14 protein-coding genes are annotated in these 14,803 nt (G+C 67.5%); 11 read left to right on the plus strand and 3 right to left on the minus strand.

Features of this window, described 5'->3' with window-relative positions:
* Window positions 1-10 precede the first annotated feature (10 nt).
* Window positions 11-424, plus strand: coding sequence for a cupin domain-containing protein (locus ACL03I_RS20305; RefSeq protein WP_355077954.1), 414 nt, complete (start codon window positions 11-13; stop codon window positions 422-424).
* A gap of 58 nt (window positions 425-482) precedes the next feature.
* Complete coding sequence (locus tag ACL03I_RS20310) at window positions 483-1,208, plus strand: NAD-dependent epimerase/dehydratase family protein (RefSeq protein ID WP_356966207.1); 726 nt, start codon at window positions 483-485, stop codon at window positions 1,206-1,208.
* On the opposite strand, the gene ACL03I_RS20315 is transcribed toward ACL03I_RS20310, so the two are convergent.
* Entirely contained in the window at window positions 1,186-1,914 is a 729-nt protein-coding gene (locus tag ACL03I_RS20315; protein WP_412806696.1) for a polyprenol monophosphomannose synthase, read from the minus strand. The genes ACL03I_RS20310 and ACL03I_RS20315 overlap by 23 nt on opposite strands.
* Window positions 1,915-2,030: 116 nt before the next feature.
* On the opposite strand from ACL03I_RS20315, the gene gmd reads away from it, so the two are divergent.
* The 8 genes from gmd to ACL03I_RS20355 are packed head-to-tail and all read left to right on the plus strand — an operon-like array spanning window position 2,031 to window position 11,880.
* Window positions 2,031-3,053, plus strand: coding sequence for a GDP-mannose 4,6-dehydratase (gmd, locus tag ACL03I_RS20320; protein ID WP_355077957.1), 1,023 nt, complete (start codon window positions 2,031-2,033; stop codon window positions 3,051-3,053).
* Window positions 3,050-4,303 (plus strand): class I SAM-dependent methyltransferase, encoded by a 1,254-nt coding sequence (locus tag ACL03I_RS20325; protein ID WP_412806697.1) that lies wholly within the window; start codon window positions 3,050-3,052, stop codon window positions 4,301-4,303. The genes gmd and ACL03I_RS20325 overlap by 4 nt, the downstream gene beginning before the upstream one ends.
* 1 nt (window position 4,304) lies before the next feature.
* Window positions 4,305-5,252, plus strand: a complete 948-nt coding sequence (locus ACL03I_RS20330; protein WP_412806698.1) for a GDP-mannose 4,6-dehydratase — start codon at window positions 4,305-4,307, stop codon at window positions 5,250-5,252.
* Window position 5,253: 1 nt separating this feature from the next.
* Window positions 5,254-6,438, plus strand: a complete 1,185-nt coding sequence (locus ACL03I_RS20335; RefSeq protein WP_355077960.1) for a class I SAM-dependent methyltransferase — start codon at window positions 5,254-5,256, stop codon at window positions 6,436-6,438.
* A 4-nt stretch (window positions 6,439-6,442) separates the two neighbouring features.
* Window positions 6,443-7,621 (plus strand): nucleotide disphospho-sugar-binding domain-containing protein, encoded by a 1,179-nt coding sequence (locus ACL03I_RS20340; protein WP_356966198.1) that lies wholly within the window; start codon window positions 6,443-6,445, stop codon window positions 7,619-7,621.
* Between the two features lie 55 nt (window positions 7,622-7,676).
* The gene (locus tag ACL03I_RS20345; RefSeq protein ID WP_355077962.1) at window positions 7,677-9,245 is read left to right on the plus strand and encodes a glycosyltransferase family 87 protein; all 1,569 of its coding nucleotides are present in this window, start codon (window positions 7,677-7,679) and stop codon (window positions 9,243-9,245) included.
* Complete coding sequence (locus ACL03I_RS20350) at window positions 9,242-10,519, plus strand: flavin-containing monooxygenase (RefSeq protein WP_412806699.1); 1,278 nt, start codon at window positions 9,242-9,244, stop codon at window positions 10,517-10,519. The genes ACL03I_RS20345 and ACL03I_RS20350 overlap by 4 nt, the downstream gene beginning before the upstream one ends.
* Window positions 10,520-10,530: 11 nt before the next feature.
* Entirely contained in the window at window positions 10,531-11,880 is a 1,350-nt protein-coding gene (locus tag ACL03I_RS20355) for a cytochrome P450 (protein ID WP_356966192.1), read from the plus strand.
* Between the two features lie 125 nt (window positions 11,881-12,005).
* Here the strand turns inward: ACL03I_RS20355 and ACL03I_RS20360 are convergent, their stop codons facing one another.
* Complete coding sequence (locus ACL03I_RS20360) at window positions 12,006-12,959, minus strand: NmrA family NAD(P)-binding protein (protein ID WP_412806700.1); 954 nt, start codon at window positions 12,957-12,959, stop codon at window positions 12,006-12,008.
* A 134-nt stretch (window positions 12,960-13,093) separates the two neighbouring features.
* Between ACL03I_RS20360 and ACL03I_RS20365 the strand changes: the two genes are divergently transcribed.
* Entirely contained in the window at window positions 13,094-13,606 is a 513-nt protein-coding gene (locus ACL03I_RS20365) for a winged helix-turn-helix transcriptional regulator (protein WP_355077966.1), read from the plus strand.
* Between the two features lie 241 nt (window positions 13,607-13,847).
* Here ACL03I_RS20365 and ACL03I_RS20370 read toward each other — a convergent pair whose 3' ends face one another.
* Complete coding sequence (locus tag ACL03I_RS20370; RefSeq protein WP_412806701.1) at window positions 13,848-14,771, minus strand: NADP-dependent oxidoreductase; 924 nt, start codon at window positions 14,769-14,771, stop codon at window positions 13,848-13,850.
* Window positions 14,772-14,803 lie beyond the last annotated feature (32 nt).

Here is a 14,803-nt window from a genome sequence, read left to right on the forward strand (position 1 = left end):
GGATGCAGTAATGAAGGTCGAAGTCCTCACCCCGTCGTGCAACCTCGACACCGTCCGCGACGGGCGCGGTGGCATTTTCACCTGGGTCCCGCCGGAACCCCTGCTCGAGTTCAACCTGATCTACATGCACCCCGGCAAGGTGCGCGGCCTGCACTACCACCCGCATTTCGTCGAGTACCTGCTGTTCGTCGAGGGCAACGGCGTGCTGGTGACCAAGGACGACTACGCGGATCCGGACTGCCCGGAGGAGTTCATCCATGTGGGCAAGGGCATCTGCACGCGCACGCCGATCGGGGTGATGCACACCGTGTACTCGATCACCCCGCTGACCTTCGTCGCGATGCTGACCAAGCCGTGGGACGAGTGCGATCCGCCGATCGTGCAGGTGGCGCCGCTGCCGCACACCTTGGAAGGCAAGTCGTGAGCGGCCGAATATCGGTGCGGCCGACCAGCGCGGCCGCCCGTGCCGGGCAGGACCTCGCATGAGCGGGATGCGGGTGGCGGTGCTCGGCGCAGCGGGATACGTGGGCGCCGCACTGGTGGAGGCGCTCGGCAGGACGCGGCGATGGGAGGTCGTGCCCGTGGTGCGCGACGACCACGAATCCCACTGCACAGCAGGTCGTTACGACGTGCTGATCAACGCCGCCTGCCCGTCGAAGCGGTTCTGGGCCGAGCAGCATCCCGGTGACGATCGCCGGGAGACGGTGGACAAGACGCGCCTGCTGCGCGAGCAGTGGCGCTGGGACCGGTTCGTGCAGATCAGCAGCATCTCCGCACGGACCCAGCTGGACACGGTCTACGGCCGCCATCGCGCGGAGGCTGAGCGAATGTGTTCCGGCCGCGACACTTTCGTCGTCCGGCTCGGCCCGATGTACGGCGGCGACTACCGCAAGGGTGTGCTGGCCGACATGGCCGCCGACCGTCCGGTGTTCGCCAGCGGCCGCTCCCGGCAGAGTTTCGCCCCGGTGGACTGGTGCGCCGACTGGATCGCCGCCCACCTGGAGGACACCGGCCTGCGCGAGGTCGGCGCACGCACCACCGTGACGCTGGCGGAGGTACGCGACGCGGTGGGCTCGTCCTCGCAGTTCGCCAAAGATGTTGTCGACGACCAGTTCCCGACCACCGCCACCGGCCCGGACTGGCCGGAGGCGGCGGCGGTGATCGACTGGCTGGCCGGGCGGAGGGTCAGCGATGCGCGGGCGAGGTGACGCGATGCCTGCCGGGGCGCAGGTACTTCTCCGCGCACAGCACCAGCAGGAAACGCACGCTGGTCGCGACATCGCGGGTGCGCATCTTGGAGGCGCCCGCGGTGCGGTTGAGGACGTGGATCGGCACCTGTTCGATCCGGAAACCATTGGCGGCGAGGATGTAGAGACTTTCGAAGAAGAAGGAGTAGCCGTTCGAGCGAACGCGATCGAAAGCCGCCACCGGAACCGTGTCCAACCGGTAGTATCGGAACGCGCCGGTGGCATCGTAGGGCATCCGCAGCAGTGTCACGGTGAGAAAATGCCCGACCCGGGTGAGGACCTTGCGGAAGGGAGTCCAGTCGGCGAGGCTGTCCTCTTTCAGATAGCGCGATCCGACCACGATGTCGAAACCGTCGGAAGCGGCGCGCAATGCCGGAAGATACGACGGCGGATGCGCGAAATCGGAATCCATCGTGATGATGTGCGCATATCCCTGCGCGTATGCCCAGCGGATACCGGCCTGGTGCGCGGAGCCCACGCCCTGCCGTCCCGCCCTGTGCAGCACATGGATGCGGGGCGCGTGCTGTCGGGCCAGCTCATCGAGCAGATCTCCGGTGCCGTCCGGGGAATTGTCGTCCACGAACAGGACGTCGAAATCGGAGCCCTGTTCCAGGATCTGAGCGAGCAACGGGCCCACGTTGCGACGCTCGTTGTACGTCGGAATCATTACCAGAGTTTTTTCGGAGGCCGCGCTCATGCAATCGAATTCTAATACCGGCGGCGACCGAAAGATAGGTATTGCCCGCCATTTGACGACCGGTTAGTCTCGGGGCTGGAGGTTTGATGAGAAAGGCACTGATAACCGGCATCACCGGCCAGGACGGGTCTTATCTGACAGAATTCCTGTTGCAGCAAGGATATGAGGTGCACGGGATTGTCAGGCGTGCGTCGAATTTCAATACCGACCGCATAGACCACCTGTATTCCGATACCCATTCCCAACGCCGGCTGTTCCTGCACTACGGGGATCTGATGGATTCCAGCAGTCTCAACCGGATCCTGGAGGACGTACGACCGGCGGAGATCTACAACCTGGGCGCGCAGTCGCACGTGCACATCTCGTTCCAGATCCCGGAGTTCACCGCGGAGACCAACGCGATCGGCACACTGCGCATCCTGGACGCCATCCGCAAGACCGGCATCGCGACCCGCTTCTACCAGGCTTCGTCCTCGGAGCTCTACGGCGGCCTGCACGACGTGGCGCTCAGCGAGCGCACACCGTTCCATCCGCGCTCGCCGTACGCGGTGGCGAAGCTGTACGCGTACTGGATCACGGTCAACCACCGCGAGGCCTACGGGATGTACACGGTCAACGGCACCTTGTTCAACCACGAATCACCTAGGCGCGGCGAGGTTTTCGTCACCCGCAAGGTGACAAGGGGCGCAGTGCGCATCGCGCAGGGCAAACAGGAGAAGTTGTTCATCGGCAACCTGGACGCCCGCCGGGACTGGGGATACGCCAAGGAGTACGTCGAGGCGATGTGGCTCATGCTGCAACAGTCCGAACCCGACGACTACGTGATCGCCACCGGCGAGACGCACAGCGTGCGCGAGCTGTGCGAGACCGCGTTCGCCGCCACCGGTGTCGAATTGATCTGGGAAGGAACCGGATTGACCGAGAAGGGGATCGACCGGCGAACCTCGCGAGTGCTCGTCGAGGTCGATCCGACCTATTTCCGCCCCGCAGAGGTGCATCATCTCACCGGTGACCCGAGCAAGGCGCGCGAGAAGCTCGGGTGGCAGCCCCGGACGAGTTTCACCGAACTCGTCGAGTTGATGGTCGCCCACGATATGGAGAACGCGTGACGCAAGCAGTGGCGGTGCAGGGCTGCCGGGTGTGCGGGAACACCCGGCTCGAAACGGTCGTCGACCTCGGCACGATGGCGCTGACGGGAGTGTTCCCGGCCACCGATCCCACCGAGGTGCCGCGCTACCCCTTGGAGTTGGTGCGCTGCGTGCCCGAAGGCAGCGAGGAGTGCGGGCTGGTGCAGTTGCGCCACACCGCGGACTTCGGCGAAATGTATTCCCCCGGCTACGGATACCGCTCCGGGCTGAATCGATCGATGATCGAGCACCTCGCCCACCGGGTGGACAGGATCCGGCAGCGGGTGCCGCTGTCACCGGACGACGTGGTGATCGACATCGGCAGCAACGACGCGACGTTGCTGCGCGCCTATCCGGAAGGGTCGGCGACGATTCTGGGCATCGACCCGCTGGGGGAGAAGTTCCGCCGGTTCTATCCGCCGCACGCGCGGTTGGTGACCGGCTACTTCGACCACGAGCTGGCCGAATCGGTGCTCGAGGGGCGGCGGGCCAAGGTGATCACCTCGATCGCCATGTTCTATGACGTCCCGCGCCCGCTGGAGTTCATGCGCGCGGTGTACGACAGCCTCGCCGACGACGGCATCTGGGTGCTCGAACAGAGCTATCTGCCCGCGATGCTGGCCACCACCTCCTACGACACCATCTGTCACGAGCACCTCGAGTACTACACCCTCGACCAGATCGAGTGGATGGCGCGGCGGTGCGGATTCGTGGTGCTCGAGGTGGAACGCAATACCGTCAACGGCGGCAGCTTCGCACTCACACTCGGCAAGCAAGGGGTGGCCTCGCCTGCCGACGCCGCCGCGCTGGATCGGATGCGCCACGAGGAGTCCGCGCTCGGGTTGCACACCTCGCAGCCGTACGCGGAATTCGCCAAACGGGTCGACCAGCACCGCGAACAGGTCCGGGAGTTCTTCGACCGCTCCCGCAAGGCCGGTCTGCGCACGCTGGGGTACGGAGCCTCCACGAAAGGCAACGTGGTGCTGCAGCACTGCGGGATCGGGCCGGAGGATCTGGCGTGCATCGCGGAGGTCAACGACGACAAGTTCGGCAAGTTCACCCCCGGCAGCGCGATCCCGATCGTGTCCGAGGAGCAGGCGCGTGCCATGGCGCCCGACCAGTTCTTCGTGCTGCCTTGGCATTTCCGCACCATGATGCTGGAGCGGGAGAGCGCTTTCCGCGCGGCGGGCGGGCGGTTGGTGTTCCCGCTGCCGGAACTGGACGTGGTGTGAGATGACCATCGTCGTCACGGGCGCGGCCGGGCAGGACGGCACGCTGCTGTCGGACCTGCTCGCCGGGCGCGGCGAGCGCGTGCTGCGCATCGGCCGCGACGGCCCGGTCGACATCACCGACGCCGCCGCGGTCGAGGAACTCGTCGCCGCCGAACGCCCCCGGCAGGTCTACCTGCTGGCGGCGGTGCAACATTCCTCGCAGGACGACCACGGCGACCCGCACGAGCTGGCCCGCGCCTCGCATCGCGTGAACACGCTGCCGGTGCAGCATTTCGCGGAGGCGATCGATCGCCACCGCACCGGCACCCGCCTCTTCTACGCGGCCTCGTCGCACGTCTTCGGCTCCGACGGCGACGCGGTGTGCGACGAGAACAGCGGGCTGCGACCGGACTCCATCTACGGGGTGACCAAAGCGGCCGGCCTGCTGGCCTGCCGCGCCTACCGTGCCCGCGGCGTCTTCGCGGCGGCCGGCATCCTGTTCAACCACGAATCTCCGCTGCGTGCAGAGAAATTCGTCACCCGCAAGATCGTGCGCGCCGTCGCCCGGATCCAGCGCGGTGAGACCGGCGCGGTGGAGGTGGGCAGGCTGGACGCGGGCGCCGACTGGGGATACGCGCCGGACTACGTCGAGGCGATGACGCGGATCCTGGCGCTCGACGAGCCGGAGGAGTTCGTCGTCGCCACCGGCGAACACCACACGGTCGCGCAGTTCTGCGCGGCGGCGTTCGGCATGGCCGGACTGGACTGGCACGACCATGTCCGCGAACGGTCCTCGGTGCTCACCCGCGGCGGGCGACCGCGAGTGGGTGAGTCGAGGAAGTTGCGCGCGCGGACCGGGTGGCGCCCTTCGGTGGATTTCCACGGCATGGTGCGGGCCATGCTCGTCGCCGAGGGCGTGCGCCTTGCTGAGCAATCGAGGCCGGTACGCACCGGCGGAACGGATGGATGACGTGACCCTGAACGACGAGAACGTTCTCGCCGCCCACTTGATCTCCGTCGCCGACGGCGTCCCCGAGGAGACCGCCGCCCGGATCGGCGAGATCGGCACCGAGACCGTCGCCGACGCGGTGCTGAAGGAGATCGCCTGGCGCGCGGGCTACGGCGCGCGCCCTGGACAACCGGTGACCGCGGTGTTCGAGCTGACCCACGAGGGCAAACAGCTGGACTACCTGGTCACCTTCGGCGCCGACGACCCCGCGATCGCGCCGGGCACCCTGGAGGATCCGTGGCTGGTGGTGCGCCAGGATCTGGTGGAGTTGCTGCGCGCGGTCTACGGACCGCCCGACGCCGCCCTGGGCACCCGCGCCATCACGATCAAGGACGAGCCGGGGCCGGGCAGTTTCGCGCCGGACGACCCGTGGCGATTGGCCCGCGACGCCGCCGCCGTCGCCGCCGACCGCATCGTCACCGCCTGCCGTCCTCACCACTACGACCTCGACGCGCTGTCGCTGCACTTCGGTTCGGACAAGTGGGGCGGGCACTGGTACACCCAGCACTACGAGCGGCATTTCGCGCCGCTGCGCGACAGCCGGATCCGCATCCTCGAACTGGGCATCGGCGGATACACCGCCCCCGACGTCGGCGGCGCGTCGCTGCGGATGTGGAAGCAGTACTTCCGCCGCGGCCTGGTGTTCGGGCTGGACTACTTCGACAAGTCCGGCATCGCCGAGCCGCGCCTGCAACCCCTGCGCGGCGATCAGGGCGATCCGGCGTTCCTCGACGGGCTCGGCGACTCGCTCGGCCCGTTCGACATCATCATCGACGACGGCAGCCACATCAGCGGCGACGTGATCGCCTCGTTCGGTGCGCTGTTCGCCCACCTGCGGCCGGGCGGACTGTACGTGGTGGAGGACACGCAGACCTCCTACTGGTCGGGCTGGGGCGGAAGCAGCACCGCGACCGACGATCCGGCCACCACCATCGGTTATCTGAAGACCCTGGTGGACGCCCTGCACCACCAGGAATTCGAGAAGGAATCCGGCCGAGCGGCAGGCGCTTTCGACGACTGGATCGGCGCGCTGCACTTCTACCACAACATCGTGGTGATCGAAAAACGCCGCAATGCCGAGCAATCGGCTCCATCATGGGTGCCTCGGCACACCAATCCGATGGAGTGGATGAAGCCGAAGGAGTGATCGGATGAAGTTTCTAGTCGTGCCGGTGCCCTCGTCGGGCCATCTGCTGGCGATGGTGCCGTTCTGCTGGGCGCTGCGCCAGGCGGGCCACGAAGTGCTGGTCGCCTCGCGCGACGACGTGACGGCGACCGCGCTGCGCTCGGGGCTCAACGCCGTCGAGGTGACCGCGCTGAACGTGCCGATGGACCAGTTGCGTACCCAGGTGAACCCAGGCATGTTCCCGCTGCCGCTGTTCGCCGACCGCGACCAGTCCAGCGGACAGGGCCTGTGGCAGATCGCCGCGCAGAATTGGCACAACCACGCCCGCCAGTACCTCGAGACGTTCGCCGCGGTGGCCACCGACTGGGGCGCGGAGGTGATCCTCACCGACCCGCTGGCCACCATCGGCCGCGCGCTCGGCGCGCAACTGGATCTGCCGGTGCTGGTGCACCGCTGGGGCATCGACCCCACCGGCGGTCCCTTCACCGACCGCACCGCCGCACTCGCCGAGGAGGCGGGCACGCGGCTGGCCGATCCGGTCGCCGTGCTCGACATCTGCCCGCCGCGGCTGCAAGCGCCCGACGCCGCGCCGAGCATCCGGCTGGGCTACGTCCCGTTCAACGGCACCGGCGTGCTGCCGCCGTGGCACCGCAACGAGCACGGCCGCAAACGGATCGCGGTCTGCATGGGCGGCAGCACGCTCGGCCTGACCGGTCCCCGGCCGCTGGAGTCCGTGCTCGCCGCGCTGGCCGCCGTCGACGACGCCGAGGTCGTCGTCGCGCTCTCGGCACCGGACCGGGCCACGGTCGGCGAACTGCCCGGCCATGTCCGTGTCGTGGAAGAGGTTCCGCTGAACCTCTTCCTGCCGGGCTGCGATCTGCTCGTGCATCACGGCGGCTCGACCACCGGCCTCACCGCAGGCTGGTTCGGCCTGCCGCAGTTGGTGCTGCCACAGATGTTCGACCAGTTCGATTACGCCAGGGGCCTGGTGCGCAGCGGGGCCGGGCTGACCGCAGAGACCGCTGCCGGGCAAGGCGACGTCGAGGCGCTCACCACCGCGATCCGCACGCTGCTGCGGGAGCCGCGTTTCCGCGCCGCCGCCGAACAGATCGGCGCCGACCTGCGCGCCGCGCCCGCACCGGGCGATGTGGTGTCCCAGGTTGTTCCGCTGCTGGCCGAGCACGCCGGAGCAGCGACCAGATAGACCGTCCGCGCGGCCCGAACCGGGCGGCGCGGGAACCGAAAGCCGTAGGTTGCAGATGATATCCAGGACATGGACCAGGTTCCGTGGTTCGCTCGACTACTACGCCGCGATGTACGCGGTGTTCGTGGTCGGCATTCTCGTCCCCGTCGTGATGATCGTGCTCGCGCTCACCGGCCTACCGGGCCCCGTGACCGCCGTGCTCGGCATCGTGTGCGCGGCGGTGCTGTTCGTGCTGTTCGTGCCGAGGGTGCCCGACGAGTGGCGGGAGGTGGTGCGCAGCAAACCGATCGTGGTGCGGGTGCTGTGGAGCCTGGTGATCGTGCTCGTCGTCGCGGTCCTGGCCCGGTTGACGCAGTTCATCCTCGACGCCGACAACGTGGACGCCTCGCTGTCGGCCGACGACGACTTCCTGGTCAAGAAGACCCACCTGTCCGGCTACATCAGCGGCGCGCTCATGGCCGAACATGACCCGGCCGGTCTCTACGACCGTCACCGCTACGAGTCGCCCCAGGCGGATTCGATCCTGCCCGCGGTGACACCACAGGATCGCGACGCCTACCTCTACCCGCCGCCGTTCCTGCTGCTGCCGCGATTGCTGCTGCTGTTCAGCCACGACTTCGCCACGCTGCGGGCGCTGTACTACTCGCTGTACGTGGCGATCGTGCTGGTGGCCATGTTCGCCATCGCCCGCTGGATCGGCGGCAGGCAGGGCGGGGTGCTGGCGGCGCTGACCCCGGTGGTGTGGATCAGCCTGCCGACGCTGGCGACCATGCAGATCGGCAACGTCCACGTGCTGGTGCTGTATGTCGGCGGTGCGGGCGCGATGGCGCTTTTCCATCTGCGGCGCAACATCTTCGGCGGCGCGGCGCTGGCGTTCGCGATCGTCGCCAAGGTGTCCCCGGCGATTCTGCTGGTCTATCTGCTGGTCCAGCGGCGCTGGCGGCCCGCGGCCTGGACGGCCGTGTTCGGCGGCCTGTATTCACTGGCGACGTTGGCGATCTTCGGTTGGGAGCCGTGGCGGCAGTTCTTGTCCGACGGCACCTGGAAGCGGCTGGCCAGCGGGGAGTTCCACCAGTTCGTGCTGGTCGAACGCGCCAATCAGCTGGTCAACTATTCGCCGTTCGGGCTGCCCTACAAGGCGAACATCATGGGCTGGGACATCGGCGATCCTGTCGGTCCCGCTCGCCTGATCACCAACGTCTACACCTTGCTGCTGCTGATCCTGGTGGCGGTCACCGCGGTGCGCATCCACCGGCGGCTGTCGGCGGGGGCCGAAGGGCCGCGGGTGCGCGCCGAGCAGCTGGCCATCTGGCTGGCGGTGCTGACGCTGGCGTCGTTCCGCGCGCCCTTCGGGCCGTGGGTGTACATCGCGGTGGGCGCGGTGTGGATGCTGGCGGTGTACGCGGGGCTGATGCGCGGCGGCAAACGCACCGTCGCCCTGCTGACGGTGGCCTGGCTGATCATCGCGGTCTACAACGAGAACGTCTACTTCACGCTGGTGGCGCAGACGATCATCTACGTGGCCTGCTTCTTCGTGGCCTGGCGGGCGAGCGCAGGCACCGAGCCGGAAGCAACGCCGCCGCAAGAGGACTCCCCGCGAACGGAACGGGTCTCCGCGGCATGAGCACCTATTGCGTGATCGGCGCCGGCGCGGCCGGTCTGGCGACCGCACGCGAATTCGCCGCGCACGGCTTGGATTTCGAGGTGCTCGAAGCGGCCGACGGTATCGGCGGGATCTGGGACGCCCGGCGCCCGGACTCGCCGGTCAGCCGCAACACGCACGTGATCGCCTCCAAAGGGGTGCAGGCGTTTTCAGGTTTTCCGATGCCCAATGACTATCCCGACTATCCCGGGCACGAACTCGTGCTGCGCTACCTCAACGCCTACGCCGACGCTTTCGAGCTGTGGCCGCGCATCCGGTTCAACACCGCGGTGCAGCACGTCGAGCCCGGCGATGACGGCTGGTCGGTGACGCTGGCCGACGGATCCGAGCGACGCTACGCGGGAGTCGTCATCGCCACCGGCCACGACCGCACCCCGCGCCGCATCGACATCCCCGGCTCGGGCACGGTGCCCGTGCTGCATTCGAGCGAGTACCGCGATCCCGAACAGGTGCTCGGCAAGCGGGTGCTGGTGATCGGGGCCGGGCAGTCGGCGGCCGACATCCTGTCCGACTGCGCGGTCAACGCCGCGCTGACCCTGCACAGCAGCAGGCGCGGGTTCTACTGCATGCCCAAGTACATGCTGGGCCGCCCGACCGACAGCATGCTGCAGGGCCGGATGTGGCGGCCGCTGCGCAAGCGGGCCTTCGAGCGGCTGTTCTCCTATCTGCGCGGCCGCTCCCGCTCGTTCGGGCTGCCGGTGCCCGATTTCGCCGAGGGCATCGTCATCCCGATGCTCGGCGACCAGTTGCACCACTACTACACGCACGGCGACATCACACCCAAACCCGACGTCACATCGATCGACGATGACCGGGTGACGTTCGCCGACGGCACCGAGGAGAAGGTCGACCTGGTGGTGCTGGCCACCGGGTTCGTGCCGAACTACCCCGTCGTCGACCGAACTCTGTTGAACTGGGCCGACGGCAGCCTGCGACCGGGTTTGTATCTCAACATCTTTCCGCCGCACACCCGCGACTTGTTCGTGATCGGGATGGTGCGCCCGATCGGCTCGCACTGGGACGTCTACGAGAAGCAGGCCGAGTTGGTCGCCGAATATCTGCGCGCCAAGGCGAACGACCCGGTGCGGGTCGAGCGTTTCGACCGCGCCACCCAGGGCCGCCAGCCCGACCTGTACGCCGGGCTGCGGCTCTATCACGCCGACCAGTACCCGCTGGTGGTGGAGAAACAGGACTACGTGAACCAGCTGCGCAAGCACGCCAAGCTCTTGAAGTGAAAGGTCGGACCATGAAAGCACCCGGGCCCGGTCTGGTGGAAACCGGACGCATGCTACCGAAACTGGCGAAGAACCCGCTGACGACGGTGGGCGCGTTGCTGGACGGCTACGGCGACGTCGTGCGGGTCAAGGCGGGCCCGATGCTGGTCTACCTCGTCGCGGATCCGGCGATGACCGAGTACGTCCTCAAGGACAACTACACCAACTATCGCAAGAGCCCGATCTACGACGAGTTCAGCATCCTGCTCGGCGACGGGCAGCTGACCACCAACAACCTGGAGTACTGGCGTAGACAGCGCAAACTCATCTCCCCGGCGTTCTCCCACTCGCACGTCAAGGGTTTCGCCGACGACATCACCGACAGCGCCGCGGCGATGCTCGACAGCTGGGACGCCGCGGCCGGAGAATTCCGCGACATCTACGACGACTACGTCAAGCTGCTGCTCGCGGTGACCGGCCGGATCCTGTTCGGCATCGACCTGTCCACCGACACCACACAGGTGACCGACGCGATGCGCGCGGCGTTCGCGCTCATCATGAAGCGGGTGAACGCGCCGGTGAAGCTACCGCAGTCGTTCCCGACGCCGGAGGCCCGCCGGGTCGCGCGCAAGGTCGGCGAACTCGACGACGTGGTGCGCCATCTCATCGACGAACGCCGCCGCGGCGGCGACACCAGCGACGTGCTCACCGCGCTGGTGCGCGCTCGCGACGAGGGTGGGCAGGGCATGCGAGAGGAGGACTTGCTCAACGAGATCAAGACCTTGCTGGTGGCCGGTCACGAGTCACCGGCCAACGCGCTGTCGTGGGCGTGTTACCTGCTGGCCACCCATCCCGAGATCCAAGAGCGACTGGCCGAGGAGGTCCGCTCCGTGATCGGCGACCGCACGCCCACCTTCGCCGATCTGGGACAGCTCAGCTACTGCCGCATGGTGATCGAGGAGACGATGCGGCTGTATCCGCCCGCCTGGATCGTCGAACGCACGCCGATCGCCGATGACGAGATCGGTGGCTACCACGTGCCCGCGGGCGCGCGGGTCACGTTGTGCATGTACTACGTCCACCGCGACAAACGTCTGTGGGACGACCCGGAGCAGTTCCGTCCGGAGCGTTTCGCCGACGCCGCCGTGGCCGAACGGCACAAGTTCGCGTTCTTCCCGTTCTCCGGCGGCCCCCGCATCTGCCTGGGCAAGGACATGTCGATGACGGAGATGGTGCTGATCCTGGCCATGACGGTGCAGCGTTTCCGCCTCGAACTCGACGACACCCACCCGGTGGTGCCGCTGGCTTCGGTGAACCTGCGCCCGGAGTTCGGCATCCGCATCCGCCCGGTCCGCCGCGTCACCGAACCCGTGACGACCTGACCTCCCGCCGTGGCCGCACACTTCAGGAGCTTCGAGCATGCCTGACGGGGTGCCAGTAAGAATCGTGTCACCTGGTACCTGAAGCGTTGCTGCCCACTAGTGCGCACACGCCCGGATCCGATGGATCAACGTCCGGGGGCCGCAACGAACTGGTGACTGTGTTCGCGGAGGAACTCGGCGAACGTCTGCGGCGAACGGCCGATGGCCTCGGTGAGTGCGGTGGTATCGACCGGCGGGGCCGAGGGCAGCTGGGAGAACACCGCGCCGATGGCCGAAATGTGCTGCGCCATGGCTAGATTGATGGATGGTTCGGTGCCGTTGTGTGCGAGGGCTTCCAGTTCGCGCTGCCATTGACCGGCAGGGATGGAGGTGTATCGGACCGGTGTTCCCGTTTCGGCTCCGATGAGAGCGGCGATCTCGGCGTGGCTGTGCACGGTCGCCCCCTGCGGGTAGAGCGTGGTGCCGCGAGGGTATCTCGCCGGGTCGGTCAGCGCCGCCACGGCGAGATCGGCGGCGTCGAGACCGCTGATCCACGGCACCGCCGCATCGCCGAAACTGTTGGCGAAGCTGCGGGTCTGGCGGATGGATCCGGCGTGCAACAGCACGATGTTCTCGTAGAACAGGGCCTTGATCCGTAAGATCGTCGGTTCCAGTCCCGCCCAGGACAGCACCTGCTCGGCGGCCCATTGCGCGCGTCCCAGCCCACTGGGGTTGTCGGGGGCCGAGACCGCCATGGACATCACGACCAGCCGCGGCGTGGTCTCGGCATGCCGGATCGCGGAGGCGAGATTGGCGGCGGCCTGCACGATGCCGGGAGCGACCGGATAGGTGAAATACACGGTGTCCACGTCCCGCACGGCCGCATCCAGCGTCCGGCGATCCAGCAGATCGCCCACGACGATTTGCGCGCCGAGAGCGCGAAGGCGTTGTGCGCGTTCGTCATCCGCGCGGACCAGCACGCGGACCCCGTGGTCGTGTTCACGAAGACGCCGCACGACATGTGAGCCGGTGCCGCCGTGTCGTCCGCCCGCACCAATGACGAGCGTGGTGGTTCGGGGGCTGTCGGGGGAGAAAGTCACAAGTGCGCCTTCCGATCGTTCACCAGGGTGAGATGTGGCAGCTCGTGGTCCGGCTGCGACGCCCACGCTAGAACCGGTAACTACTATTATGCAAGTTACTGTAGGGTTACTGTGGATGGCGAAAGGATCAGCAGGTGCGGCGAACGAGTTTCCAGGCGATGGGGTGCCCGATTGCGGGCGCTCTGGAGTATGTCGGCGACTGGTGGACGCTGCTGATCGTGCGCGACGCGCTGGACGGGTTCACCAGATTCGACGAGTTCGAACGCAACCTCGGCATCGCCCCGAATATGCTGACCAGGAGATTGCGCACTTTGGTCGAATCCGGGCTGCTCGAACGCAGGCGCTACAGCCAGTCCCCGCCCCGCTACGAGTACGTCATCACCGACAAGGGGCGAGACCTCTCTCCGGTCCTCGTCGCCCTGTACGCCTGGGGCCGCAAACACACGGGATCGGATGCGCCGAGCGTGGTCCTCACCGATCGGGACACCGGGGAGGAGGTCATGCCCGGCCTCGTGGACCAGCACAGCGGACGCCCCCTCTCGGCCGTCGACCTCGCCTTCCTCGCCGGCCCAGGGGCCGACGGTTTCATGCGTGAACGTCTCGACCCCGAGTTGCGGGAGGCGCGGCGCCGACGCGGCGCCAACTAAGTGCACGTCTCCTTTGACGGACTGATGCCGGACGGAAAAACCGCGCGGAGCAACGGCCTGATGTGCCGAGCCGCGACAGCCGCGGCTACCGCAACTCGATGCAGTTCGGCCCTTCGGACGCGTTCGAAGCCAGGACAGATCGGGATTCGCCTGGTCCGTCCGCGTTGCCCATCACCACGGAGGCACGCGCCGCGGCAATGAGCGAGGCCGTTCGGAGCAGGCTGCATTGTGTTGGTGCAGGTCAGGGCTCGAGCACGATCTTGCCGTGGGTGTGGCGGCGTTCGAGTTCGGTGTAGGCCTGGCGGACCTGCGCCAACGGGTAGACGTTCGCGATCGGGACTTCGAGGTGTCCGTCGGCGATCAGGGCGGCCAATTCGGCGAGCACCTCGGCGCCGGGCCTGGCGTCGGTTCCGGGTTCGGTTTTGACTCCGTACTTCGCGGCTGCCGCGAAATCGGCGATGGTGTCGATCCGTTCGACCGAGACGCCGAGAGCCAGGGCCAGTTCGACGTAGCCGCCGCCGTGGGTGTCGATGAAGGCATCGACGCCGCCCGGTGCGGCGGTCTCGATCCGTTCGGCGACGCCGGCTCCGTAGGCTACCGGAATCACGCCGTGGCTTTGCAGCCATTCGTGGTTGCGCTCGCTCGCCAGGCCGATGACGGTGGCTCCGGCACGGCGAGCGAGCTGTACGGCGAGCGAGCCGACTCCGCCGGCCGCCGCGGATACCACAACGGCCTCACCCTGCTCGAGCTGTACGGAATGCACTGCCCGCCAGGCGGTCACGCCTGCGACGTAGAGGCCGCCCGCCACCTCCCATGAGACGTTGCGCGGTTTGGGTGTGAGGTTGTCGACGTCGACCAGGACCAGCTCGGCCTGGGCGGCCCGCTTCTCGGAGAACCCGATCACCTCGTCGCCGACCGAGAATCGGTCGACTCCGGCGCCGACCTCGGCGACAACTCCAGCGAGGTCGCTGCCCTGCCCGGACGGAAATGTCGAGGGAAAGATGTCGGCCATCGCGCCGGTACGGATGGCCGCCTCACCGGGATTGATGCCTGCCGCCCTTACCCGAACCAGAACCTGCCCGTCCTCGGGTACGGGCCGGTCGACGTCGTCGACCCGCAAGACCTCGATTCCGCCGAACTCGTCGTATCTGACTGCCTTTGTCATGGTCTTGCTTCTCCCTCGGCGCGCGGCGCGCA

This window comes from Nocardia sichangensis (genome assembly GCF_047200615.1).
In the GTDB taxonomy this organism is placed as follows: Bacteria; Actinomycetota; Actinomycetes; order Mycobacteriales; family Mycobacteriaceae; genus Nocardia; species Nocardia sichangensis.

Excerpts from the sequence above, each read along its gene's own strand:
- ACL03I_RS20345 (WP_355077962.1), top strand. The coding sequence starts at position 7,677 with ATGATATCCAGGACATGGACCAGGTTCCGTGGTTCGCTCGACTACTAC.
- ACL03I_RS20350 (WP_412806699.1), top strand. The coding sequence starts at position 9,242 with ATGAGCACCTATTGCGTGATCGGCGCCGGCGCGGCCGGTCTGGCGACC.
- ACL03I_RS20310 (WP_356966207.1), top strand. The coding sequence starts at position 483 with ATGAGCGGGATGCGGGTGGCGGTGCTCGGCGCAGCGGGATACGTGGGC.
- ACL03I_RS20370 (WP_412806701.1), bottom strand. The coding sequence starts at position 14,771 with ATGACAAAGGCAGTCAGATACGACGAGTTCGGCGGAATCGAGGTCTTG.
- ACL03I_RS20340 (WP_356966198.1), top strand. The coding sequence starts at position 6,443 with ATGAAGTTTCTAGTCGTGCCGGTGCCCTCGTCGGGCCATCTGCTGGCG.
- ACL03I_RS20330 (WP_412806698.1), top strand. The coding sequence starts at position 4,305 with ATGACCATCGTCGTCACGGGCGCGGCCGGGCAGGACGGCACGCTGCTG.
- gmd (WP_355077957.1), top strand. The coding sequence starts at position 2,031 with ATGAGAAAGGCACTGATAACCGGCATCACCGGCCAGGACGGGTCTTAT.
- ACL03I_RS20315 (WP_412806696.1), bottom strand. The coding sequence starts at position 1,914 with ATGATTCCGACGTACAACGAGCGTCGCAACGTGGGCCCGTTGCTCGCT.
- ACL03I_RS20355 (WP_356966192.1), top strand. The coding sequence starts at position 10,531 with ATGAAAGCACCCGGGCCCGGTCTGGTGGAAACCGGACGCATGCTACCG.
- ACL03I_RS20305 (WP_355077954.1), top strand. The coding sequence starts at position 11 with ATGAAGGTCGAAGTCCTCACCCCGTCGTGCAACCTCGACACCGTCCGC.